The organism is Microbacterium sp. ProA8 (assembly GCF_039905635.1).
GTDB lineage: Bacteria > Actinomycetota > Actinomycetes > Actinomycetales > Microbacteriaceae > Microbacterium > Microbacterium chionoecetis.
The window spans coordinates 3,259,613-3,282,474 of the sequence record NZ_CP157000.1; the positions used below are offsets into that span (position 1 = coordinate 3,259,613).

At 70.0% G+C, this 22,862-nt stretch carries 21 protein-coding genes and 1 tRNA gene; 6 read left to right on the forward strand and 16 right to left on the reverse strand.

The features are described 5' to 3' along the window. Positions 1–16 precede the first annotated feature (16 nt). The 15 genes from ABG085_RS14720 to gabT form a co-directional block, all read right to left on the reverse strand. Positions 17–832 carry an amino acid ABC transporter ATP-binding protein gene (locus ABG085_RS14720; protein ID WP_347976468.1) on the reverse strand — a complete coding sequence of 272 codons (816 nt, stop codon included), beginning with the start codon at positions 830–832 and terminating at the stop codon, positions 17–19. After that, positions 819–1,490, reverse strand: coding sequence for an amino acid ABC transporter permease (locus ABG085_RS14725; RefSeq protein WP_347976469.1), 672 nt, complete (start codon positions 1,488–1,490; stop codon positions 819–821). Before ABG085_RS14725 ends, ABG085_RS14720 begins: the two co-directional genes overlap by 14 nt. A gap of 72 nt (positions 1,491–1,562) precedes the next feature. Beyond that, positions 1,563–2,363, reverse strand: coding sequence for an amino acid ABC transporter substrate-binding protein (locus ABG085_RS14730; RefSeq protein ID WP_347976470.1), 801 nt, complete (start codon positions 2,361–2,363; stop codon positions 1,563–1,565). Positions 2,364–2,480: 117 nt separating this feature from the next. Further along, on the reverse strand, positions 2,481–3,542 hold the full coding sequence (locus ABG085_RS14735; RefSeq protein WP_347976471.1) for a DUF561 domain-containing protein: 1,062 nt from the start codon (positions 3,540–3,542) through the stop codon (positions 2,481–2,483). Between the two features lie 121 nt (positions 3,543–3,663). Next, on the reverse strand, positions 3,664–4,356 hold the full coding sequence (rplA, locus tag ABG085_RS14740; protein ID WP_163619959.1) for a 50S ribosomal protein L1: 693 nt from the start codon (positions 4,354–4,356) through the stop codon (positions 3,664–3,666). Between the two features lie 14 nt (positions 4,357–4,370). Next, the gene (gene rplK / locus ABG085_RS14745) at positions 4,371–4,802 is read right to left on the reverse strand and encodes a 50S ribosomal protein L11 (RefSeq protein ID WP_347976472.1); all 432 of its coding nucleotides are present in this window, start codon (positions 4,800–4,802) and stop codon (positions 4,371–4,373) included. Positions 4,803–4,906: 104 nt separating this feature from the next. Continuing rightward, a complete protein-coding gene (gene nusG, locus ABG085_RS14750; RefSeq protein WP_347976473.1) occupies positions 4,907–6,052 on the reverse strand; it encodes a transcription termination/antitermination protein NusG in 1,146 nt (381 codons plus the stop codon). An 85-nt stretch (positions 6,053–6,137) separates the two neighbouring features. Next, a complete protein-coding gene (gene secE / locus ABG085_RS14755) occupies positions 6,138–6,407 on the reverse strand; it encodes a preprotein translocase subunit SecE (protein ID WP_163619996.1) in 270 nt (89 codons plus the stop codon). An 82-nt stretch (positions 6,408–6,489) separates the two neighbouring features. Continuing rightward, positions 6,490–6,562, reverse strand: a tRNA-Trp gene (locus ABG085_RS14760). Between the two features lie 174 nt (positions 6,563–6,736). After that, entirely contained in the window at positions 6,737–7,174 is a 438-nt protein-coding gene (locus tag ABG085_RS14765) for a pyridoxamine 5'-phosphate oxidase family protein (protein WP_347976474.1), read from the reverse strand. A 208-nt stretch (positions 7,175–7,382) separates the two neighbouring features. Next, on the reverse strand, positions 7,383–8,744 hold the full coding sequence (locus ABG085_RS14770) for an NAD-dependent succinate-semialdehyde dehydrogenase (RefSeq protein ID WP_347976476.1): 1,362 nt from the start codon (positions 8,742–8,744) through the stop codon (positions 7,383–7,385). A 40-nt stretch (positions 8,745–8,784) separates the two neighbouring features. Further along, positions 8,785–10,347: an APC family permease gene (locus ABG085_RS14775; RefSeq protein WP_347976477.1), complete on the reverse strand. Its 1,563-nt coding sequence runs from the start codon at positions 10,345–10,347 to the stop codon at positions 8,785–8,787. Further along, positions 10,344–11,264 carry a universal stress protein gene (locus ABG085_RS14780; protein ID WP_347976478.1) on the reverse strand — a complete coding sequence of 307 codons (921 nt, stop codon included), beginning with the start codon at positions 11,262–11,264 and terminating at the stop codon, positions 10,344–10,346. Before ABG085_RS14780 ends, ABG085_RS14775 begins: the two co-directional genes overlap by 4 nt. Next, on the reverse strand, positions 11,261–12,622 hold the full coding sequence (locus ABG085_RS14785) for an NAD(P)/FAD-dependent oxidoreductase (RefSeq protein ID WP_347976479.1): 1,362 nt from the start codon (positions 12,620–12,622) through the stop codon (positions 11,261–11,263). The genes ABG085_RS14780 and ABG085_RS14785 overlap by 4 nt, the downstream gene beginning before the upstream one ends. Positions 12,623–12,822: 200 nt before the next feature. Next, entirely contained in the window at positions 12,823–14,184 is a 1,362-nt protein-coding gene (gabT, locus tag ABG085_RS14790) for a 4-aminobutyrate--2-oxoglutarate transaminase (protein ID WP_347976480.1), read from the reverse strand. Between the two features lie 92 nt (positions 14,185–14,276). On the opposite strand from gabT, the gene ABG085_RS14795 reads away from it, so the two are divergent. The 6 genes from ABG085_RS14795 (at position 14,277) to ABG085_RS14820 (ending at position 22,098) form a co-directional block, all read left to right on the forward strand. Further along, positions 14,277–15,812 (forward strand): PucR family transcriptional regulator, encoded by a 1,536-nt coding sequence (locus tag ABG085_RS14795; RefSeq protein WP_347976481.1) that lies wholly within the window; start codon positions 14,277–14,279, stop codon positions 15,810–15,812. Between the two features lie 148 nt (positions 15,813–15,960). Then, the gene (locus ABG085_RS14800) at positions 15,961–17,382 is read left to right on the forward strand and encodes an FAD-binding oxidoreductase (protein ID WP_347976482.1); all 1,422 of its coding nucleotides are present in this window, start codon (positions 15,961–15,963) and stop codon (positions 17,380–17,382) included. A gap of 361 nt (positions 17,383–17,743) precedes the next feature. Further along, positions 17,744–19,042 carry a sugar ABC transporter substrate-binding protein gene (locus tag ABG085_RS14805; protein ID WP_347976483.1) on the forward strand — a complete coding sequence of 433 codons (1,299 nt, stop codon included), beginning with the start codon at positions 17,744–17,746 and terminating at the stop codon, positions 19,040–19,042. An 80-nt stretch (positions 19,043–19,122) separates the two neighbouring features. After that, positions 19,123–19,983 (forward strand): sugar ABC transporter permease, encoded by an 861-nt coding sequence (locus ABG085_RS14810; RefSeq protein WP_347976484.1) that lies wholly within the window; start codon positions 19,123–19,125, stop codon positions 19,981–19,983. 79 nt (positions 19,984–20,062) lie between these two features. Next, complete coding sequence (locus ABG085_RS14815) at positions 20,063–20,881, forward strand: carbohydrate ABC transporter permease (RefSeq protein ID WP_347979211.1); 819 nt, start codon at positions 20,063–20,065, stop codon at positions 20,879–20,881. Positions 20,882–20,934: 53 nt separating this feature from the next. Beyond that, positions 20,935–22,098, forward strand: a complete 1,164-nt coding sequence (locus ABG085_RS14820) for a family 1 glycosylhydrolase (RefSeq protein ID WP_347976485.1) — start codon at positions 20,935–20,937, stop codon at positions 22,096–22,098. Between the two features lie 49 nt (positions 22,099–22,147). On the opposite strand, the gene ABG085_RS14825 is transcribed toward ABG085_RS14820, so the two are convergent. Further along, positions 22,148–22,837 (reverse strand): TetR/AcrR family transcriptional regulator, encoded by a 690-nt coding sequence (locus ABG085_RS14825; RefSeq protein ID WP_347976486.1) that lies wholly within the window; start codon positions 22,835–22,837, stop codon positions 22,148–22,150. Positions 22,838–22,862 lie beyond the last annotated feature (25 nt).

Below are 22,862 nucleotides of genomic sequence, written 5' to 3' on the forward strand. Positions count from 1 at the left end.
CGCGCTCGGCACGGCCTCAGTCGTCGAGCGGGTGGAGGATGCGGTCGACGAAGCGACGCGTGCGCTCCTCCTGCGGGTTGGTGAAGAGCTGCCTCGGGGCACCGCGCTCGACGATCACGCCGTGGTCGAAGAACAGCACCTCATCGGCGACCTGGCGCGCGAACCCGAGCTCATGCGTCACGATCACCATCGTCCAGCCCTCGTCAGCCAGTTCCTTCAGCACGACCAGCACCTCGCCGACGAGTTCGGGATCCAGCGCACTGGTCGGCTCGTCGAAGAGCAGCAGCTGCGGCCGCAGAGCGAGCGCGCGGACGATTCCGACCCGCTGTTGCTGACCTCCCGACAGCTGGAACGGAAAGGCGTCGCGCTTCTCCGTCAGCCCGACACGCTCGAGAAGTGCGTCGGCCCTGGCGATCGCGTCCGCCTTGGGCACACGATGGGCGTGCACCGGCCCCTCGATCACATTCTGGAGCACCGTTCGGTGCGGAAAGAGGTTGTGGTGCTGGAAGACCATCGCCGAACGGTCTCGCAGCGCCGCGCGATCGACCTTCGAGATGCGAGCCGAGAAGTCCAGCAAGGGGCCGCCGTCGAAGTCCACGACGCCCGCGTCAGGCGTCTCGAGGCCGTTGAGCGAGCGCAGGACGGTGGTCTTCCCCGACCCGCTCGGACCGATGAGCACCAAGACCTCGCCACGCCGCACGGAGAAGTCGACACCGTCGAGCACGCGATTCGAGCCGAAGCTCTTCGTGAGGCCGCTGACCTCCAGCAGAGGCCGATCGTCGGCCGGCGACGGCGGCGCGAGCGGATCGGCCGGGAACTCAGTGGGCGACATATCGGTCGAGCCTCCTCTCCACGGCGCTCTGCCCGGTCGAGAGGACCAGGCAGAAGATCCAGTAGATGAACGCGGCCTCCAGATAGATCACCATGAACTCGAACGTGAACGCAGCGATCTGCTGGGCCTCACGGAAGAGCTCCGAGACCAGGATCAGCGATGCCAGCGAGCTGTCCTTCACGAGCGAGATGAAGGTGTTCGACAGCGGTGGCACCGACACGCGCGCCGCCTGCGGGAGCACGATGCGTGCGAGCGTGCGCCCGTGCGAGAAACCCACCGTGTGCCCGGCCTCCCACTGTCCTTTGGGCACCGACAGGATCGCCGCGCGGATCACCTCGGCGGCGTATCCCCCGACGTTGAGCGAGAAGGCGATGATCGCGGCGGGCCACGGATCGATGACGACGCCGACCGATGGCAGCCCGTAGAAGATCACGAAGAGCTGCACAAGCAGCGGCGTGCCGCGGATCACCGAGATGTAGAACCTGGCGATGTTCGACACGACGGGGTTCGACGACAGCCGCATGAGCGCCACAGCGAGCGCCAGCACGAGTCCGATCGCGAACGAGGCCAACGCGAGCGGGATCGTGCCCGTCAGGCCTGCCCCCAGCAGCGGCAGGAATGAGTCCACCACCAGCGTCCAGGTGTTCCCGTCATCCATTGACGATCCCCTCCCCGCAGTCGGCGGGCCGCCCGCGCCGCATCCGACGGCAGGCGGTTCACGCCGGATGGCCTACTGAGTGACGTCGGCCCCGAAGTACTTGTCGCTGATCTCTGCGAGCACGCCTTCCTCACGCAGCTCGGCGAGCGCTTCATCCACCGCGTCGACGAGGGCGGTCTTGTCCTTGGTGAAGGCGAACGCGTTCCGTGCGGGGTCGTCCGTCTCCGCCGCGATCTTGAGACCGGTCGGGCCCTCGCTCTTCTCGTAGTCGAGGAAGGTGAGGTTGTCGTTGATCGTCGCGTCGACGCGCCCCTGCTGCAGCAGAGCGACGGCCTGAGCCCACCCCTCGACGGCCTCGACGGTGGCGCCGCTCTCCTGGGCGAGCTCGTACCAGTTGCTCTGGAGCGACTGGGCCGTGGTCTTGCCTTCGAGGTCGGCGAAGCTCGTGATCGAGTCGTCGTCCTCGAGCACGACGATCACGCCGGGCGAGACGGTGTACGGCTCGCTGAACAGGTACTTCTCCTCGCGCTCGGGGTTGATGGACACCTGATTCGCGATGACGTCGAAGCGCCCGGCGTCGAGGCCCGCGAAGATCGCATCCCACTGGGTCTCCTGGAACTCGACCTCCAGTCCGAGCTTGTCTGCGACGGCCTCGGCGATCTCGACGTCGAAGCCGACGAGCTCGCCCGACTCGTCGTGGAACGTGAACGGGCGGTAGGTGCCCTCGGTGGCAACCGTCAGCGTGCCGTCAGTCACGAGGCCGAGGTCGTCGCCTTCTGCGGTCGACGCAGGATCGGCGGAGCCGCCGCTGCACGCCGTGAGAGCAAGGGCGGCGGTGGCTGCGAGAACGAGGGCGGCGAGGCGACGCGGCATGAGTGGTTCCTGGGGTCGTGGCGGCGGAAGGGCGATCCGCGGGGACGTTCCAGTACAACACGGCCCACGGCGCCCTGGGCAGCCGTGTGACGCTCCGTTGCTGACCCGGGGGGCGTCTCACCGCGTGTCGGGGCCGCCGGGGAGGCCTTCCGCCAACTCAGCGAAGACCTCCGCCGCATCGTCGCTCGTCGATAGGCCGGCTGCCTGGCCCGCCCACAGTGACACGAGGTCGCCGTCGCCGCGTCGCCCGGCCTCCGCACGGAACTGCCCGGTGAGCCAGTTCTGCGGGGGGAACGGCGCGATGACGCCGGACGTCTCGATCGTGCGCATCGCGCGGTTCGGGATGCCGCGAGCCAGCCGGCCGCTCATCGCCCGCGTGAGAACGGTGGCGGTGTCCGCGGCACCCTGAATGGCTTGGCGGTGCGCGTCGGTCGCGGCCGACTGGCGCGTGCGGAGGAACGCCGAGCCGACCTGCACGCCCGCAGCGCCGAGTGCGAACGCGGCGGCGACGCCCCGCCGATCGGCGATGCCGCCCGCCGCGATCACCGGGACGTCCACCGCGTCGACCACCTGAGGCACGAGGGCGAACGTGCCGACGAGCGAGTGCTCGGCCGGTTGCCGGAACGAGACGCGGTGACCGCCGGCCTCTGCGCCGGTGGCGACGATCGCGTCGACGCCGGCAGCGCCGAGCGCGACGGCCTCCGCGACGGTGGTCGCGGTGCCGATGACACGGATGCCGCGGCTGCGGGCCGCGGCGAGGAGCTTCTCGGACGGCACGCCGAAGACCACGCTCAACGCCGCGGGCGCCGCATCCAGCACCGCGGTCAGCTGGGAGTCGAGGTCGGGCAGGAACTCGATCGGCGGCGTGGGAGGCACGAGGCCGACCTCGTCGTACAGCGGCGTGAGCGCCTCGATGGCGGGGGCCAGGTCGATTTCGCCCGGCGTGATCTCGTCGCCCGTCGGAAGCCAGAGGTTGACGGCGAACGGACGCGAGGTCGCGGACCGCAGTGCCGCGATGGTGTCGCTGATGCGGTCGGCCGAGTAGCCGTAGAGTCCGTACGATCCGAGTCCTCCGGCCTCGCTGACCGCAGCGGTCAGCTCGACCGACGACAAGCCGCCGAAAGGTCCCAGCACGATCGGCGCGTCGATCCCGAACAGGTCCTGCAGCGTCGTGGCCATACCCCGACGCTACCCCGCTCGCCGGTGGCTGGGCACCTGCGTGCGGCAGGACGAGAAGGGCGGTACGACGAAGGGGCCCCACCCGAAGGTGGAGCCCCTTGCGTGCGAATCCGACGACGCGTCAGACGATCGCGTTGACGTCCAGCGGGATGCCGGGGCCGAACGTGGTCGACACGGCACCCTTCTGGATGTAGCGACCCTTCGAGCTCGAGGGCTTCAGGCGCACGATCTCTTCGAGCGCGACCTTCAGGTTCTCGTCGAGCTGCTCCTCCGAGAAGGACGCCTTTCCGACGACGAAGTGCACGTTGGCGTGCTTGTCGACGCGGAACTCGATCTTGCCGCCCTTGATCTCCTCCACGGCCTTGGCCGGGTTGGGGGTCACGGTGCCGGTCTTGGGGTTCGGCATGAGGCCACGGGGGCCGAGCACCTTACCCAGTCGACCGACCTGGCCCATGAGCTCGGGCGTCGAGACGGCCGCGTCGAACGCGGTCCAGCCACCGGCGACACGCTCGATGAGCTCGGCGCCGCCGACCTCGTCCGCACCCGCGGCGATCGCGGCCTCAGCGGCCGGACCCGTCGCGAACACGATGACGCGGGCGGTCTTGCCGGTGCCGTGCGGGAGGATGACGGTGCCGCGCACCATCTGGTCGGCCTTGCGGGGGTCGACCGAGAGCTTCAGCGCGACCTCGACGGTCGAGTCGAACTTGGCCGAGCCGGTCTGCTTCGCGAGCGCGACGGCTTCGGTGGGGCTGTAGAACTTGTCTGCCTCGATCTTGGCAGCAGCGGCCTTGAAGGCCTTGGACTTGGTAGCCATGTTTCCTCTTCCCCTCAGTCCTCGACCGTGATGCCCATGGAACGGGCGGTGCCGGCGATGATCTTCGAGGCGGCCTCGATGTCGTTCGCGTTCAGGTCGGGCTGCTTCGCCTCGGCGATCTGACGCACCTGCTCCTTGGTGAGCTTGGCGACCTTGACCGTGTGAGGGGTGGCGGAGCCTCGCTGGACGCCCGCAGCCTTCTTGATGAGCTCAGCGGCCGGCGGGGTCTTCAGGATGAACGTGAAGCTGCGGTCCTCGTAGACGGTGATCTCCACGGGGATGACGTTGCCGCGCTGCGACTCGGTCGCGGCGTTGTACGCCTTGCAGAACTCCATGATGTTGACGCCATGCTGACCGAGCGCGGGCCCGATCGGCGGCGCCGGGTTGGCGGCGCCGGCGTTGATCTGAAGCTTGATCAGGCCGGTCACCTTCTTCTTCGGTGCCATTCTTCTTTCCTTTCATTCGAGCGGATGCCGTATGCCATCCGTTCTCCCGCGCACTCGGCGTTTCCGAGCAGCGGTTCCCCCGGGAAGACCCGGGAAGTCTTGTGTCAGAGTTTGGTGACCTGGTCGAAGCTGAGCTCGACCGGGGTCTCGCGCTCGAAGAGCGAGACGAGGACCGTGAGCTTGCCGCTCTCAGGCTTGATCTCGCTGATCGTGCCGGGCAGGCCCGCGAACGAGCCCTCCTTGATCGTGATGGTCTCGCCGACCTCGAAGTCGACCTCGGCCGGGATGACGCGGGTCGCGGCGGCGGCGCCCTTCTTGGCCGCACCGCCCTTGGCGCCGGCGACCTCCTTGACCTCGACGAGGCTCTTCAGCATGTTGAAGGCCTCCTCGAAGCGCAGCGGCGTCGGGTTGTGGGCGTTGCCGACGAAGCCGGTCACGCCGGGCGTGTGACGCACGACCGACCAGGTGTCCTCGTTCAGGTCCATGCGCACGAGCACGTAGCCGGGGATCCGGACGCGCGTGACCATCTTGCGCTGACCGTTCTTGATCTCGACGACGTCCTCCATCGGGACCTCGATCTGGTAGATGTCGTCCTCGACCTCGAGCGTCGACTTGCGCTGCTCGATGTTGGCCTTCACCTTGCGCTCGAAGCCGGCGTAGGAGTGGATGACGTACCACTTGCCCGGGAGGGTGCGCAGCTCGGCGCGGAACGCCTCGTAGGGGTCCTCGTCCTCGTCGTCCGAGTCCTCGTCGGCGTCGTCCTCGAGCTCGGGAGCCTCTGCGGCGTCAGCCGGGGAGACCGATGCCTCGACCTCGTCCACGACGGCGGCTGCGGCATCCACCTCTTCGACGAAGTCCTCGTCGAGCTCGGGCTCGTCCTCGTCGCCGTTCACGTCGGGACCGTCGTACGGGGTCACCTCGTCGGCGGCCTCGGCCGCGCGCTCGGCGACCTCCTCCGCGAGGGAGTCGTTGATCACCTCGGCTGCCGCCTCGGTCTCTGCCGTCTCGTCAAGATTGAGAGCGTCGTTCACGATCGCGTCCGCCTCCGGGTCGTCGATGTCGATGTCGTCCAGGTCGGCGTCGTCTTCGTCTTCGTCACCGTCGTCGACGATGTGGATCGCGACGTGCTCGGCGGCCTCGACGGACCGCTCCTCCGCCGCGAGGACGTTGCCCTCCTGGGCTTCGTCGTCCTCCGAGGACTGCTCTGCGGCGGTCGCCCAATCGGCGTCGTCGACATATCTTTCAGTCACGTGAGTTCTCTTCCGTTCCGTCCGCTGCCGGACCTGCGGTCCGCCCGTGTCGTGGCTCCTGGCATCAGGCCGAAGCGCTCGGGGATCAGGCGGGCACTCCGAAGACGTACGTCGTGATCCACACGAACAGCACGTCCAGGCCGTAGACGAGTGCCATCATGACGACGACGAAGCCGAGCACCACCGCCGTGTACTTCAGCAGCTCCTGGCGCGTCGGGGTGACGACCTTGCGGAGCTCGGCGAAGACCTGACGGACGAACAGGGCGATACGAGCGAAGACGTTGGGCTTCTTCTCGCGGGGTGCTGCCGTTCCCTCAGCGGGGACGACCTCGCCCTTCGGCTCGTCCTGAACCATCGATGCCACCTGATTACCTTCCGTGAGCCGACACGGGTCGACCACATTTTGTTATCAACGCAGGATGTGTTGCGCTGACGCGCAGGGCGGACAGGAATCGAACCTGCAACCTGCGGTTTTGGAGACCGCTGCTCTGCCAATTGAGCTACCGCCCTAGAGACCCGGAGGTCTCGTGAAACCCGCACTCTTCCCCTCTCACCGCGGTTTGAGGATCCGCGCCCGACAACGGGCACGGCGAAAGAATGCAGACTTCAACTGCACGTTCCAGTGTACGGCATGCCCGCAGGACCCGCGAACCGAGGGCACTCCCGGGCGGGGCGCCCGGCGGGTCAGTACTGCTGCACGCCGTAGCGGTCCGGCTCGGGCGCACGCTCTAACGCGCGGCCCGACAGCGAGGTCGGCTCGACGCGCACATAGGTGTACTTGAGCGTCGGAATCCAGGGGCGCAGGCCCAGCCCGTCCGCGCGCTCGACGTCCTCCGAGCGCTCCAGCGGATGGGCGCGACCGCGGAGGATCACGCTCCAGGCGTCGGTGTCGGTGTGGTCGTCGACCTCGAAGAGCACCTCGTCGTTGACGGTCAGCTCGAACAGCTTGCTGCCCTGGGCCGTGCGGAACAGCAGGCTCCGGCCGTCGACGACGTAGTTCACGGGGAAGATGTCGAGCACGTCGCCGACGTGCGTCACGAGGCGCCCGAGCTCCTGCGTGCGCAGGCGCTCCCAGCACTGCTCGTCGGAGAGGGCGACGACGGGATCCGGTGTGTCTGCCATGACTCCATCCTCGCGCTCCCGAGTGTCCTGCGACACCCCCGGATGGCGGCAGCGCGGAACGGCGGCGCCGGCCCGCCGCGAGCCGCGCGCCGCGCGCCGCGAGGCCGCGAGCCGCGAGACCGCGAGACCGCGAGACCGAGGACTCCCGCCGAGACCGAGAGCGATGCCCTGCGGTTCGACGGGAATCCCCTGTCTCGACGTCGGCGGGTCAGACGCCGACGCGGATGAGCTTCTTGTTGACGAACTCGTCGGCGGCGAGCAGCCCCATCTCGCGCGCCGTGCCGGAGCGCTTGACGCCGCCGAAGGGCAACCCCGGCTCGTCGGCGAGCACGACGTTGACGTAGACCATGCCGGCGTCGATCTTGTCGGCCACCCGCTTCGCCTGCTCCTCGTCCGTCGTGAAGACATACGACCCGAGGCCGTAGCTGGTGTCGTTGGCGAGCGCGACTGCGGCGTCCTCGTCGGCGACCCGGTAGACGACGCCGACGGGGCCGAAGAACTCCTCGCGGTACGCATCCATGTCGCTCGTGACGTCGGTGAGCACTGTACCGGGGTAGAACGCGCCGTCGCGCGTGCCGCCGGTCACGAGGGTGGCGCCCTGCGACACCGCCTTCTCGACCTGCTCGGCCAGGCGCTCCGCGGCAGTCAGCGACGAGAGCGGGCCGAGCACGGTGTCGTCGGCGAACGGATCGCCGACCTTAGCGCCCGACATCGCCGCCGTGAACTTCTCGAGGAAGGCGTCGTACAGGCCGTCGACCACGATGAAGCGCTTGGCCGCGTTGCACGACTGCCCGGTGTTGTCGAGGCGCGCGGCGACCGCGGCCTCCACGGCGCTGTCCAGGTCGTCGGTCGAGAGCAGGATGAAGGGGTCCGACCCGCCGAGTTCGAGCGCCACCTTCTTGAGGTTGCGCCCCGCGATCTCGGCGACCGCGGCACCGGCGCGCTCGGAGCCCGTCACCGACACGCCCTGCACGCGGCGGTCCGCGATGATGGTGGCCGCCTGGTCGTTCGTCGCGTAGATGTTCGTGTACACGCCCTCGAGCCCGGCGTCGGCGTAGATCGCCGCGATCGCGGCAGCCGATTCGGGGCACTGGGGCGCATGCTTGAGGAGGATCGTGTTGCCCACCACGATGTTGGGCGCCGCGAAGCGGGCGACCTGGTAGTACGGGAAGTTCCACGGCATGATGCCCAGCAGCACGCCGAGAGGCGTGCGGCGGATGACCGCGGTCCCCTCGCCGTCGATGTCGATCGGCTGGTCGCCGGTGATCTTCTCCGCGTGGTCGGCGTAGTACTCGGTGATGTCGGCCGCGAAGTCGACCTCGCCGAGTGCGGCCTCGAGCGGCTTGCCCATCTCGCGCACGATGATCGCGGCGAGGTCGTCGCGGCGCTCGCGGTGCAGGTCGGCGACTTTGCGGATGCGCGCGGCGCGCTCGGCGACCGGCTGATCGCGCCAGGTGCGGTAGGCGGCATCCGCCTGCGCGATCGCGGTCTCGAGAGCCTCGTCGGTGATGGTCGGATACGTGGCCAGGGTCTCGCCCGTGGCCGGGTTGACGACGGCGTAGTCGGTCATTCTTGCTCTCCGATCGGATGGATTGTGGTCAGTCTGCCTGTCAGCGGCGGGCGCGGCGAAGGCTTTCGGGGGCATCGATACCGAGTGTCTCACCGCGGAAGAACGCCGGACGCTTGATCGCCTGCCAGATCATGATCACGACACCGACCAGGATGACGGTCACCCCGAGCACGAACACCAGGCCGAGGCCGAAGATGCTCGATCCGCTGCCGTACGCCGGGTCCATCGAGTCGATGAGCGTCGTGACGAACAGCACCGCGAGGATCGCCCCGCCCACCAGCGGGAACAGGAAGGTGAAGAAGAAGCTGCGCACCGAGTCGAACCACTGCTTGCGGAAGTACCAGACGCACGCGAACGCGGTGAGGCCGTAGTAGAAGCAGATCATCATGCCGAGCGACAGGATGGTGTCGGTGAGGACGTTCTCGCTCACCACGCGCATGACGGCGTAGAACACCGACGCCACGATCGCCGAGACCACCGTCGCGTAGCCGGGCGTGAAGAAGCGGGGGCTCACGCGCGCGAACTTCTTCGGCAGTGCGCCGTAGTGGCCCATCGCCAGCAGCGTCCGCGCCGGGCCGACGGCCGTCGACTGCAGCGAGGCGGCCGAGCTCGACAGCACGGCGAGCGACACCAGGAACGCCAGCGGGCCGAGGATCGGATCGGAGAGCGCGAAGAACACGTTGGCCGAGATGTCCTCGTTCGCCAGCCCCAGCGGCCCGTTGCCGACGCCGGCGAACATGATCAGGCCGATCGAGAGCAGCAGGTACAGGGAGACCACGATGACGACGGTGAGCATCGCCGCGCGACCCGGGGTCTTCTCGGGGTTCTTGGTCTCCTCGTTCATGGTGAGGACGACGTCCCAGCCCCAGAAGATGAAGATCGAGAGCGACAGGCCGGCGGCGAACGCGCTGAACGTCGGCACCTCGAACGGGTTGAACCACGACCACGAGAACGCGGTCGGGTCGGGCGCCTCACCGTCGACCGCCTTGATGATCGCGACGACGGCGAAGAGCACGAGCACGACGACCTGGAAGCTGACCAGGACGTACTGGAACTTCTGCGTCGTCTGCATGTCGCGGTAGGAGACGAGCGTCGCGCCGAGCATGAACAGCAGGCACACTGCAACGTTGATGAACGGGTTGAACGCCAGGTCGGCGATGTCGGGGTTGCCCGTGAGCTGCGAGATCAGCAGGAACAGGAACTCCACCGCGATGCCGGCGAGGTTGGACAGCACGATCACGGTGGCGGCGATGAGACCCCACCCTGTCATCCAGCCGATCCACGGGCCGAAGGCCCGCACACCCCACGTGAACGAGGTGCCCGAGTCGGGCATCGCACGGTTGAGCTCGCGGTAGCCGAACGCCGTCAGCAGCATCGGGATGAAGCCGACGAGGATGATCGCGGGCACCTGGGTGCCCACCACCGCGACCGTCGGGCCGAGCGAGGCGGTGAGCGTGTAGGCCGGGGCGATCGTCGAGATGCCGATGACCACGGCGCCCACGACGCCGACGGCGCCGGCGCTCAGGCCCTTCTTGGACAGACCGCGGGCCTCGGCGGCGGAAGCCGGTGGCGCGACGGCGCCGGTGTGCTGGGAAGCGCTCATGCGCGTTCTCCTTCTTCGGCGCCGACGCGCGACAGTGCGCGGGCGCTCTCTTTGTCGTAGGTGCGGGGCACCACGACCATCGGGACGGGAAGCTCGTGCAGCATCTTGGCCGCGGTCGAGCCGAGGAACAGGCGCCGGTGCTGCGCGAGGCGGCTGGAGCCGACGACGGCGAGCTCGCCGGGCTCCCAGGCGAGGTGGGCGACGGCGTCTTCGATGCTCTCGCCGCGGGCGACGACCACCTCGGCGTCGAGGTCGGCCGGGAGCGCGTCGAGCGCCTTGCCCAGCACGTCGTCGGCGTGAGCCGCTCCGGCGATGCGGATCACGCCGGTGTCGACGCTGGCGGGCAGGTCCACCGACACCAGCGACAGCAGCCGCAGCGATGCGCCGGTCGCGGTGGCGATCGCGACGCTCGCGTCGAGCAGCGCGCTCGCGCCGGGGCGCGTGCCGATCGCGGCGGTGACGCGACTGACGCCGGTGACCTGCGTCCGGCGCGTGCCCTCGGGTGCGAGTGCGACCGCGACGTCGGCGGAGTGCAGCAGCTCGGTGGCGACGGTCCCCAGGCGGTGTCGGCCGCGGAGTCCTCCGTTGGCCGCGCCGACGACGATGAGGGATGCCTCGAACTCGTGCGCGGCCGCGATCAGGCCCTCGGCGAACGAGTCGCCGAACCGCACGTGCGAGCTGTGCGCCACGGCATCCGGAATCGACGTCGCCGCCTCGGCGAGCCACGTTTCGGCCTGCCCCTGGAGGTAGCGGTCGTAGCCGGCGTCGGGCGGGGTGATGACGCTGCGGTCCTCCCCCGGCAGGACGAGCACCAGGTCGAGTGCGCCCCCCGTCGCGGCGGCGAGACGCACGCCCAGCGCGACCGCGTCGGCTCCGGCATCCGTCGCGGTATAGCCGACGACGATGCGCGCGCTCATCGGCGCGCCGCCTCGACGATGTTGGCCGCGACCAGGCGACCCATGCGGATGGCGCCGTCGACGTGCTGGTAGCCGGCGCCGGCCATGTCGCTGCACGCGAAGTGGATCCGGCCGACGGGGGTGCGGAGGTCGGCGCCGTAGCGCGCCAGACCGCCCAGGTCGAAGCTGGCGGCGTACGCGCCGCGCGTCCACTCCTCGGCGCCCCAGTCGCTCTCGAAGTAGACGAGCGGGTTCTTGGCCTCGGGTCCGTAGTAGTGCGACAGCGACTCGAGGATGCGCTCCTTGCGCTCCTCGGCGGAGACGCGGAACAGGTCATCGGCGTTGCGGTCCGAGACGAAGCCGACGAGGGTTCCACGGTCGTCGCCGTGGTTGGTGTTGTCGTATGCCTCGTGCGAGATCTCGTACGGGCTGAAGGCGGTGCCCGACAGCCCCTGCTCGCGCCAGAACGGGCGGTCGTAGACGGCGTGCACCTTGATGACGAAGCCCATCGAGATGTGCTGGTGCATCTGCTGCTTCAGGCGAGGCAGCGCGGGCTGGAACTCGATCCACGGGTAGAGGATCGGCGCGTGCGCGAGGATGACGAAGCGCGCGCGCACCGCGAGGCCGTTGTCGGTGACGACGCGGACGCCGTCGTCGGACCAGTGCACCTCGGTGACCGGCTGACCGAGGATGACGTCCTCGCCCAGGCGCTCGGCGAGGAGCAGCGGAACCTGCTGCAGGCCGCCGACCACGCGCTCGTCGAGGATGAAGTCCGCGTCGACGAGGTGCGAGAAGCTGCCCGCGCTCGCCGCCATGAGCAGGGCCTGCAGCGCGGAGAACGCGTACGCGGGCTTCGTGAGCATGGCGCCGGCGATGAAGAGCGCGATGTTGTCGCGCGCCTCCTGGTCGTCGGTCTGCTCCTCGAGCCACGCCTCGAACGAGATGCGGTCCAGCGCCTCGGCATCGGGGTGCTCCCACGGCTTGTCGGGGTCGACCTGCGCGACGAGCCCGTCGAGCACGTCGATGAGCCGCACGATCTCCTTCTCGGTCTCGGGCGCGACCGGGAAGATCTCGCCCGTGAACCGCTGGAGCTCGCCGTCGCGGCCGATGTAGAGGGAGTCGCCCTCGCGGTAGCGGCTGTAGGTCTCGAGGCCCAGTTCGGCGAGGGTCTCCTTGAGCGCGTCCTGGTCGGGCGAGACCCACTGCCCGCCGACCTCGAGCATGGCGCCGTCGATGACGTCGGTCCAGAGACGCCCCCCGACGCGGTCGCGCGCCTCGAGCACGACGACCGAGAGGCCGGCCTTCTTCAGCTCGTTGGCGGCGGTGGTGCCGGCGGCGCCGGCGCCGACGATCACGACGTCGCGGGTCAGCTCGGTCATTCGGACTCCTTCGTCAGGCTCTGCGCCAGAGTGAGCGCGAGAGCGGGGGTGTGCAGCAACCGTGTCCCGAAATCCACCGCTCTGGGGCCCTGTTTCGGGTGAAACCGGGACATGAGGGCGAGAAATCGGGACATCGTGCCAGAGCGGGCGGGGATGGATGCCGCGGCCGGGCGGATCTGCACCGGCCGCGGCATCCGGAATCAGCTGTCGGCGAGCGCTGCCGCGACGACGTCCAGGCCCTCGTGGAGCAGGTCGTCGGTGATCGACAGCGGCGGCAGGAAACGGATCACGTTCCCGTAGGTGCCGCAGGTGAGCACGATGACGCCCTGTGCGATGGACGCCTTCGCGACCGCGGCGGTGAGCGCGGCATCTGGCTCGCCCGTCGCGGGGTCGACGAATTCTGCGGCGATCATGGCGCCGTGGCCCCGCACGTCGCCGACGCGCGGGTCGGCGGCCTGCAGCTGCTGCAGGCGTCCCTTGAGGAGCGTCTCGATCTCGCGCGCCCGCTCGAGCATGCCGTCGTTCTCGAACACGTCGATCGCCGCGAGCGCCGCAGCGCAGGCGATGGGGTTGCCGCCGTAGGTGCCGCCGAGGCCGCCCGCGTGGGAGGCATCCATGATCTCGGCCCGGCCGGTCACGGCTGCCAGGGGCAGTCCGCCGGCGATGCCCTTGGCGGTGGTGATGAGGTCGGGGACGATGCCGAACACCTCGCTCGCGAACATGCGGCCGGTGCGGGCGAAGCCGGTCTGGATCTCGTCGGCGATGAAGACCACGTTGTTGGCCCGGCACCAGTCGACGAGGGCGGGGAGGTAGCCCTCGGCGGGGACGATGAAGCCGCCCTCGCCCTGGATGGGCTCGATGATGACGGCGGCGAGGTTGTCGGCGCCGACCTGCTTCTCGATGACGGAGATGGCCCTCTTCGCGGCCTCGGCGCCGGTGAGCCCGTCACGGTACGGGTACGACAGGGGTGCCCGGTAGACCTCGGAGGCGAACGGCCCGAACCCGCTCTTGTACGGCATGGCCTTCGCGGTCAGCGCCATCGTGAGGTTGGTGCGGCCGTGGTAGCCGTGGTCGAACGCGACGACGGCCTGCTTGCCGGTGTACTTGCGGGCGATCTTGACGGCGTTCTCCACCGCTTCGGCGCCCGAGTTGAACAGCGCGCTCTTCTTCGCGTGGTCGCCCGGCGTGAGGCGGTTGAGGGCCTCGGCGACCGACACGTACGAGTCGTACGGCGCGATCATGAAGCACGTGTGGGTGAACTGGGCCACCTGCTCCTGCACCGCCTTGACGACTTTCGGGTGCGCGTTGCCGACCGTGGTGACGGCGATGCCCGAGCCGAGGTCGATGAGCGAGTTGCCGTCGGCGTCGACGATCACGCCGCCGCCGGCGGCGATGGCGTGCACCGGTGCCGTGTGGCCGACGCCCGCCGCGACGGCATCGGCCTTGCGGTCGATCAGCTCGAGGGAGCGAGGACCGGGGATGCTGGTGACCAGGCGACGCTCCTGCGGAAGGGTCGGACCGCCGAGGGGCGTTTCGGTGACGATGTCGGCTGCGCTGCTCATGGTGGGGAGCGTATGTCGCGCGCCGGAGAGCTCGCACCCGCCCGACTGTACATTCTGCTCACTCGTCTGTACGGCACGTACACTCGGGGACCATGGACGCCGATGCCCCCACCCTCCGTGCGCTGCTCGCGCGGCGCGATCTGCGGCTCTCACTGGCCGGGGACGATCTAGAGCCGGGCGCTCTGGACAGCGCACTGGACAAGGCGATCCGCTGGGTGCACAGCTCGGATCTCGCGGACCCGACGCCGTTCCTCTCGGAGGGTCTCGTCCTGCTGACCACCGGTACGCAGTTTCCCCACGGCGACGACGCGCCGGACGTCTACCGCGCGTACGTCAGCCGCCTCGCAGCCCGCGGCGTGGTCGGTCTCGGGTTCGGCACCGAGGTGGCGCGCGCCGGCATCCCGCCCGCCCTCGTGGACGCGTGCCGGGACGAGCGGATGCCGCTGTTCGAGGTGCCGTACCGCACGCCGTTCATCGCGGTGGCCCGCGCCAACGCCGAGGCGATCGCCGCCGAGGCCTACGCCCGCCGCAGCTGGGCGCTCGCCGCGCAGCGCGCCATCGCGCTGGCGGCACTGCGCCCCGACGGCCTCGGCGCCACCGTGGCCGAGCTCGCCAAGCAGCTCGACACCTGGGTGGGCATGTTCGACGCCGCCGGCGAGCTGGCGCGCGAGCACCCCGCCGGTGCGCTCGACGCCGACACGGCGGCTGCGCTGCAGCGGGAGGTGACGGGCGTGCTGCATCGCGGAGCCCGGGCCGGGTCGTCGCTGCACATCGGCGAGACGCCCTTCACGCTGCAGACCCTGGGCCGTGGCGGGCATCTCCGCGGCGTGATCGCGATCGCCGCCGGTGACCTCGATCAGGAGGGACGGGTCGTGGTCACCGCCGTCATCGCGATGGCGGGCCTCGCCCTCGAGCAGCAGCAGGGACTGGGTCGCGCCCGCAGCGCGCTGCGCGCGGGCCTGGTGCAGTCGCTCCTCGGCGGCGACCCAGGGCTCGCCCGGCGCACCTCCCGCGAGCTGTGGGGGCCGCTTCCGGCAGCGCCCGTCATCGTGGCGGTGACGGATGCCGCCGCAGCCCGCGTCGACGGCATCGCCGAGCTGCTCGAGCTCTGGGCCGACGAGAAGCGCGGTGGGCTGTTCTTCGGGCGCGGGGACGACGGACTCGTGCTCGTGGTGCCGGCGGACGACCCCTCGAGCCTCCACGACCTCGTCGACCGCTTCGACGTCCGCATCGGGATGTCGGACCCCGCGGCCTACGACACCTTCGCCGCCGCGCTCGGGCAGGCGCGCGTCGCCCGCGACCGCGGTGTGGGAGCCGTCACGGCCTTCGCCGAGGTCTCGCGCGGCGGCGTGCTGTCGGCCCTGACCGACGACGCGCGGGCGCTCGCGCGCGCCGAGCTGGCGCCGCTGTACGACCACGACGCCGCACAGGGGACCCACCTCGTCCAGACGCTGCAGGTCTGGCTCGACGCGGACTGCTCGCACGAGGCATCCGCTCAGTCCCTCGGCGTGCACCGCCACACCGTCCGCACCCGTCTCGCGCTCATCGAACGGGTGCTCGGCCGCGACCTCTCGTCGTTCGCGACCCGCGCCGAGCTGTGGGCGGCGCTGCGCGCCCTCGACGCCTGAGCCCCCTCGAGGCGTCCACGGGCCGTCTCGCTCGGCGTCGAGATCGGGCAAACTCGTTCTGGACGCCGGGGCACCCTGTCGCGGTCCGACCGATACTCGCGACAGATCATCGGGACGCCGCACGGGCAGGACGCGCGAGGATGGGCGCATGCCTCTGAGCCCCGTGCGCAATGGTGACGTGTCGTGGTGGTGGCGCGACCTCGGCGGCCTGCCGACCCCGAGACCGCCGCTGCCCGGCGACCTCGACGCCGACGTCGCGATTGTGGGCGCGGGCTACACCGGCCTCTGGACCGCGTACTACCTGAAGCGCGAGCAGCCGTCCCTGCGGGTGGTCGTGCTCGAGCAGCGGTTCGCCGGATTCGGGGCATCCGGTCGCAACGGCGGATGGCTCACGAACACCGTGACCGGCGGGCGCGAGCGCTACGCCGAGACCCATGGTCGCGACGCGGCGATCGCCCAGCAGCGCGCCCTCAACGAGACGGTCGACGAGGTCATCGCCGTCGCCGCCCGCGAGGGCATCGACGCCGACATCGTCAAGGGCGGCGAATTCGGCGTCGCCCGCACGCCCGCACAGCTCGCGCGCCTGCGGGCGAGCGCGGAAGCCGAGCAGTCGTGGCCCCATACCGATGTGGAGGTGATGGATGCCGCGGCCGCGGCATCCCGCATCCGCATCGCCGGCGCGCTCGGCGCCACCTGGCACCCGCACTGCGCGCGCGTTCACCCGGGCAAGCTCGTGCGCGGGCTCGCCGAAGCGGTCGAGCGACTCGGCGTGCCCATCTACGAGCAGACGCAGGTGCGCGAGATCTCGGCGGGACGGGCGGTCACCGACCGGGGCACGGTCCGGGCGGCGCACGTGCTGCGGGCGACCGAGGGCTTCACGGCCGACCTCCGCGGCGAGCACCGCACCTGGCTGCCCATGAACTCGTCGATGATCGTGACCGAGCCGCTGCCATCGGCGTTCTGGGAGGCCGTCGGCTGGAACGGCCGCGAGACCCTCGGCGACTTCGCCCACGTCTACATGTACGCGCAGCGCACCGCCGACGACCGCATCGCCTTCGGAGGGCGAGGCGTGCCGTACCGCTACGGGTCACGCGTCGACACCGACGGCACGACGCAGGAGCGCACGATCCGGTCGCTCGCGGGGCTGCTGCAGGAGTTCTTTCCTCAGGCCGCGGGCGCTTTCTCTTCTGAGGCCGCGGGCGCTTCGTTCCCGATCGCCCACGCCTGGGCGGGGGTCCTCGGAGTGCCGCGCGACTGGGCCGCGACCGTGGTCCACGACCGGGCCAGCGGCCTCGGCTGGGCGGGCGGCTACGTCGGGACCGGCGTGACGGCCACGAACCTCGCCGGCCGCACCCTCGCCGACCTGGTGCTCGAGCGCGACGCCGAACTGACCCGGCTGCCGTGGGTCGGGCACAGCGCGAAGCGCTGGGAGATCGAGCCGCTGCGCTGGACCGCCGTCAACGCGATCTACACCGCGTACCGGATGGCCGACCGGCTGGAGGCAGCCGGTCCCTCCGACCGCACCGCCTGGCCCGCCCACGTCGCGGACGTCGTCGCCGGGCGCCACTGACGCACGCGCGCCGCCGCACGGCGCCCCACAACCCGTCGCTCGGAACAGGTGTTCGGGCGCACGCAGGACGATCCGCCCGAAATCCCCCTGCCTCCGCCAGAACACCTGTTCTCGGGGACAGCCTGTGGCGACCTCCCCCGGCTGTCGGCGCCCGCCGCTAGCACCTCGCAGCATGCCGCGCCAGGCCGTTCGTCGGCGCGCCGGGCGGAGGCATCCTGCCTGATGAGGCGATTCTCATCCCTAATACCTTTCATGTGTCAGGTATTAGCGCTATCGTCAGAGGGCGGCGCCCTGTGCGCCGACACAGCGGAGGCAAGGACGCCGCGCGGAGCGGCGACGACCGATGGAGGCGTCAGGACCGATGACACGATCAGTACGCAGGACCTCACGATGGGCGGCGGTCGGAGCGACCGCGCTCGTGGGCGCGTTGGTGCTCGCAGGCTGCGGGCGCACGGACGACGGTGGTGGCGGAGGAGACGGCGGAGGCGGCGAGGCGATCGACGACTCCCCTGCGTCGGGCACCGTCGAGGTCTGGGCGATGGGCAACGAGGGCGAAGTCCTCGACGAGCTCGCCGCCCAGTTCGAGGAGGAGAACCCGGATGTCACGATCGAAGTGACGGCTGTGCCGTGGGAGAGCGCCCACGACCGCATCGCGACCGCGATCGCCGGCGGCGAGACCCCCGACATCACGATGCTCGGCACCACCTGGGTCGGCGAGTTCGCCGCGACCGGCGCCTTCGAGCCCACGCCCGACGGCCTGGTGGACGAGTCGTCGTTCTTCGAGGGCTCGTGGGACACCGCCGTCGTCGACGACGTCGCCTACGGCGTGCCGTGGTACGTCGACACGCGGGTGCTCTACTACCGCACCGACTTCGCCGAGCAGGCGGGTGTCGAGCCGCCGACGACGTGGGATGAGTACAAGGAGTTCACGAAGGCCCTGCAGACGGCCGGCGCCCAGTGGGGCGTCTCGCTGCCCCCGGGCGGATTCGACTCGTGGCAGTACGTGACGCCGCTGGCGTGGCAGCAGGGCGGCGACATCCTCAACGACGACGGCACCGAGTTCACGCTCGACAGTCCGGAATGGGAGGAGGCCTTCGCCTTCTACACCAGCTTCTTCGAAGAGGGCATCGCCGAACCGCGTCGCCTCGAGGGCGGCGAGATCGAGCAGGCCTTCATCAACGGGGAGGTCGGCGCCTTCTACAGCGGCCCGTTCCACGTGAGCCTGCTGCTCGACCAGGGCGGCGAGGAGTTCGCCGACAAGTTCGGGGTCGCCATGGTGCCGGGCGCCGACAGCCGCACCAGCTTCACCGGCGGCGGCAACCTCGCGGTGTTCGAAGAGACCGACAACCGCGACGCGTCGTGGAAGTTCGTCCGGTGGCTGAGCGAGCCCGAGACGCAGATCGAGTGGTACGACATCTCGACCGACCTCCCGAGCGTCCAGTCCGCCTGGGACGACCCGACGTTCGCCGAAGACCCGTACCTCAGCGTGTTCGGCGAGCAGCTGCAGGACTCGAAGGCGCCGCCGGCGATCGCGACCTGGGCGCAGGTGTCGGCTGTGATCGACCAGGAACTCGAGAAGGCCACGCGTGGTGAGACCACACCCGCCGACGCCGTGGCGACGATCCAGCAGCAGGCATCGTCGATCGGCACCGGAGAGTAGGCCCGAGCGTGGCCACTCTCGCACCGCCGGCCACTCGCCGTGGCGCTCCCCCTTCGGGGGCGTCACGGCGGGCCCGGCGCATGACCCTCACGGCGTGGCTGTTCGCCGCACCGTTCGTCGTGCTGTTCCTCGTCTTCATGGCGGGGCCGATCATCGCGTCGCTCGGCATGAGCTTCACCGACATGACGACGCGCGACCTGCAGACGCCGTTCCAGGTCGACCTCGTCGGGTTCGACAACTACGTGCGGCTCTTCCAGGACCCGCGGTTCCTGCGGTCCCTGGGCAACACGCTGACCTTCGTGATCGTGGCGGTGCCGCTGACCATCGCTCTGGCGCTGGTCGTCGCCCTGGCGCTCGACAAGGGCATCCGCAAGTTCCGCACCGTGTTCCGGGTGGGTTTCTACACGCCCGTAGTCACCAGCATCGTGGCGATCGCGATCGTGTGGCGCTTCATCCTCCAGCCCGACGGCCTGCTGAACGGCTTCCTCGCCTGGTTCGGCATCCAGGGTCCGGATTGGCTGCAGTCGACCACCTGGGCGCTGCCGTCACTCATCATGATGGCGGTCTGGCGCAACATCGGCACGCTCATGGTGATCTTCCTGGCCGCCCTGCAGGGCGTGCCCCGCGAGCACCACGAGGCGGCGATGGTCGACGGCGCGAACGCCTGGCAGCGCTTCTGGAGCATCACGATCCCCGAGATGAGACCAGCGCTGCTGTTCGCGGCGGTCATCACCGGCATCGGGTTCCTGCAGTTCTTCGAGGAGCCGTTCGTCATGACCCGCGGCGGCCCGCTCGACTCGACGCTGTCGACCGCGATGTACACCTACCAGCAGTTCGGCTTCGGCAACTACTCGTACGCCGCTGCCGCGAGCTACGTGCTGTTCCTCGCGATCGTGCTGCTCTCGCTGATCCAATTCCGCCTGCTCGGAAGGAGGGACTGACATGACCGCGGTCGCACCCGTGCCCGTCGCGGCGCCCGGCTCCGAGCCGGCGAGGCCGGCACGCCGCCGACGCCGCCGGATGGAGGGGCGCACCCGCTGGTGGCTGTACATCGTCCTCGGCCTCGGCCTGGTGGCGATGATCATGCCGTTCATCTGGATGATCCTCGGCGCGTTCAAGACCGATGCCGAGATCCGCCAGTACCCCACGGACTTCCTTCCCAAGGAACCCACGCTCGACAACTTCGTGACGCTGTTCGCGCGCCTCGACTTCGCGACGTTCTTCTTCAACAGCGTCGTCGTCGCCGTCTTCGTCACGCTCGGCAACATCGTCTTCTGCTCGATGGTGGGCTACGCGCTGGCCAAGCTCGAGTTCCGCGGCAAGAAGCTGCTGTTCGCGCTGGTGCTGTCGACGCTGATGGTTCCGGGCGTGGTCACCTTCGTCCCGCTGTTCGTCCTCACGGCGAACCTGGGGCTGGTCAACTCGTATCCCGGGCTGATCCTGCCGTTCCTCATCACCCCGCTCGGCGTGTTCCTCATGCGGCAGTTCATGCTGGGGCTCCCCGACGAGCTCATCGAGGCGGCGCGCATCGACGGCGCGGGCGAATGGCGCATCTTCCTGCGCGTCATCATGCCGCTGTGCGGGCCGGCGATCGCGACGCTGACGATCCTCACGTTCCTCGCGAGCTGGAACAACTTCCTCTGGCCGCTCGTCGTGGCGACGACCGAGGACATGTACACCCTCCCGGTGGCGCTCGCGCTGTACTCGGTCGGGCAGAACGCCGCACGGTACGGCCTCATGATGGCCGGCGCCGTCGTGGTCGTCGTGCCCGTGCTGATCGTGTTCGTCGCGCTGCAGCGCTACTTCGTGCAGGGCATCTCGCTCACCGGCATCAAGTGAGATGACGGATGCCGCGGCATCCGTCATCTCGAAACGAAAGGATCATCGACACGATGGACTTCCCCGAAGGGTTCCTGTGGGGCGCGTCGACCGCGGCGCACCAGATCGAGGGCGGCAACGTCAACTCGGACTGGTGGCAGCGGGAGTGGGGGCACCTGCCGGGGCCACCGGTCGAGGCGCCGTCGGGCGACGCGGCCGACAGCTACCACCGCTACCCCGAGGACATGGCGCTGCTCGCCGACGCGGGCCTGGCCGCCTACCGCTTCAGCATCGAGTGGGCGCGGATCGAGCCCGAGAAGGGCTGGGTCTCACGCGCGGCGATCGACCACTACCGCCGCATGGTGGCGACGGCTCGCGACCTCGGCCTCGAGCCGGTGATCACCCTCCACCACTTCACCAATCCGGCCTGGCTCGCCCGGGAGGGCGGGTGGCTGACGGATGCCTCGGTCGACGCGTTCCGGCGCTATGTCGAGGCCGCCCTTCCCGTGCTCGAGGACGTCGAGCTCGTCTGCACCATCAACGAGCCCAACATGGTGTCGGTGCTGGCCGACCCCGAGGTGGGCTTCCCGTCGATCGGCCTGCCGCCCGGCGTTCCGGACGTGACGGACCGGCTGATCGCCGCGCATCGGGGCGCGCGCGAACTCGTCCGGTCGGCGGGTGCGCGGGCGGGCTGGTCGGTCGCGACGCAGGCGTATCAGCCCGAGCCCGGCGCCGAGCAGGTCGCCGCGGACTACGGCCGATCGCGCGAGGACGTCTTCCTCGACGCCGCGGAGGGCGACGACTGGATCGGCGTACAGGCGTACACGCGCACGAAGATCGGGCAGGACGGTCCGCTCCCGATCGCCGACGACGCGGAGCGCACCCTCACCGGGTGGGAGTACTTCCCGCCGGCGGTCGGCGACGGCATCCGCAACGCCTGGGCGCGGGCGAAAGCCCCGGTGTACATCACCGAGAACGGCATCGCCACGGCCGACGACGCCCGCCGCATCGACTACACGACCGGGGCGCTCGAAGCGGTGCGGGAGTGCATCGCCGAGGGCATCGACGTGCGCGGGTATCTGCACTGGAGCGCCCTCGACAACTACGAGTGGGGCAGCTTCCGGCCGACGTTCGGGCTGATCGGCTGGGACCCCGAGACATTCGAGCGCCGGCCGAAGCCGAGCCTCGCGTGGCTCGGTCGGGTCGCGCGCGCGAACGGCCTGCCCGCCGGTCGCTGAGCAGGCCGAGCGAGACGAGACGACCCGGGCCGGCGCCCGTGCGCTGCGCTCAGAGCGTTTCGTCTCGGTCGTCTCGCGCTCGCTCGGCGGCCGGGTCGGGGACCCGGTGGGCGGGGGCCGGGTGGTCGGGGATCAGGTAGCCCCGGACGAACTCCTCGAAGAGCGGCACCATGTCGACCGACTCGTCGAGCAGCCACTGCAGCTGGATGCCGTCCATGACGGCGCTGATCAGGCGCGCCGCCAGGTCAGGGTCGACATCGTCGCGCACCTCGCCGGCCTCCTGGCCCGCGCGCAGGAGGTCCCCCGCACGCTGGGCCGTTGAGCGATAACGGTCGGCGAACTGCTCGTGCGAAGGATGCTCCGAGTCGGTCGCCTCGGCCGACACGATGGCGTACAGCGAGGTGAGCCCGCGCGTGGTCTTGTTGTACGCCACCACCCGTTCGGCCTGCTGGATGAGCGTGTGCTCGGCGGGGTCGCCCGCGGCGGCACGCACCTTCTCGTCGCGCTGGCGCAGCACCTCGGCGAACAGCTCCTCCTTGTCGGCGAAGTGGTGCATCAGCCCGGCCGGCGTGAGCCCCACGCGCTTGGCGATCTCGCGCAGGGATCCGCTGTGGAAACCGGTGCGGGAGAACACCGCCAGCGCCTCGTCGACGATGGCCTGCCGCCGCGCCTGCCCCTTGGCATAGCTGCCCCGCGGGCCGCGCGGCGCCGCCTTGTCGACCTGCTCGTCCGCGGTCACCCTTGCCTCCCGTCCGCGCCGGCGC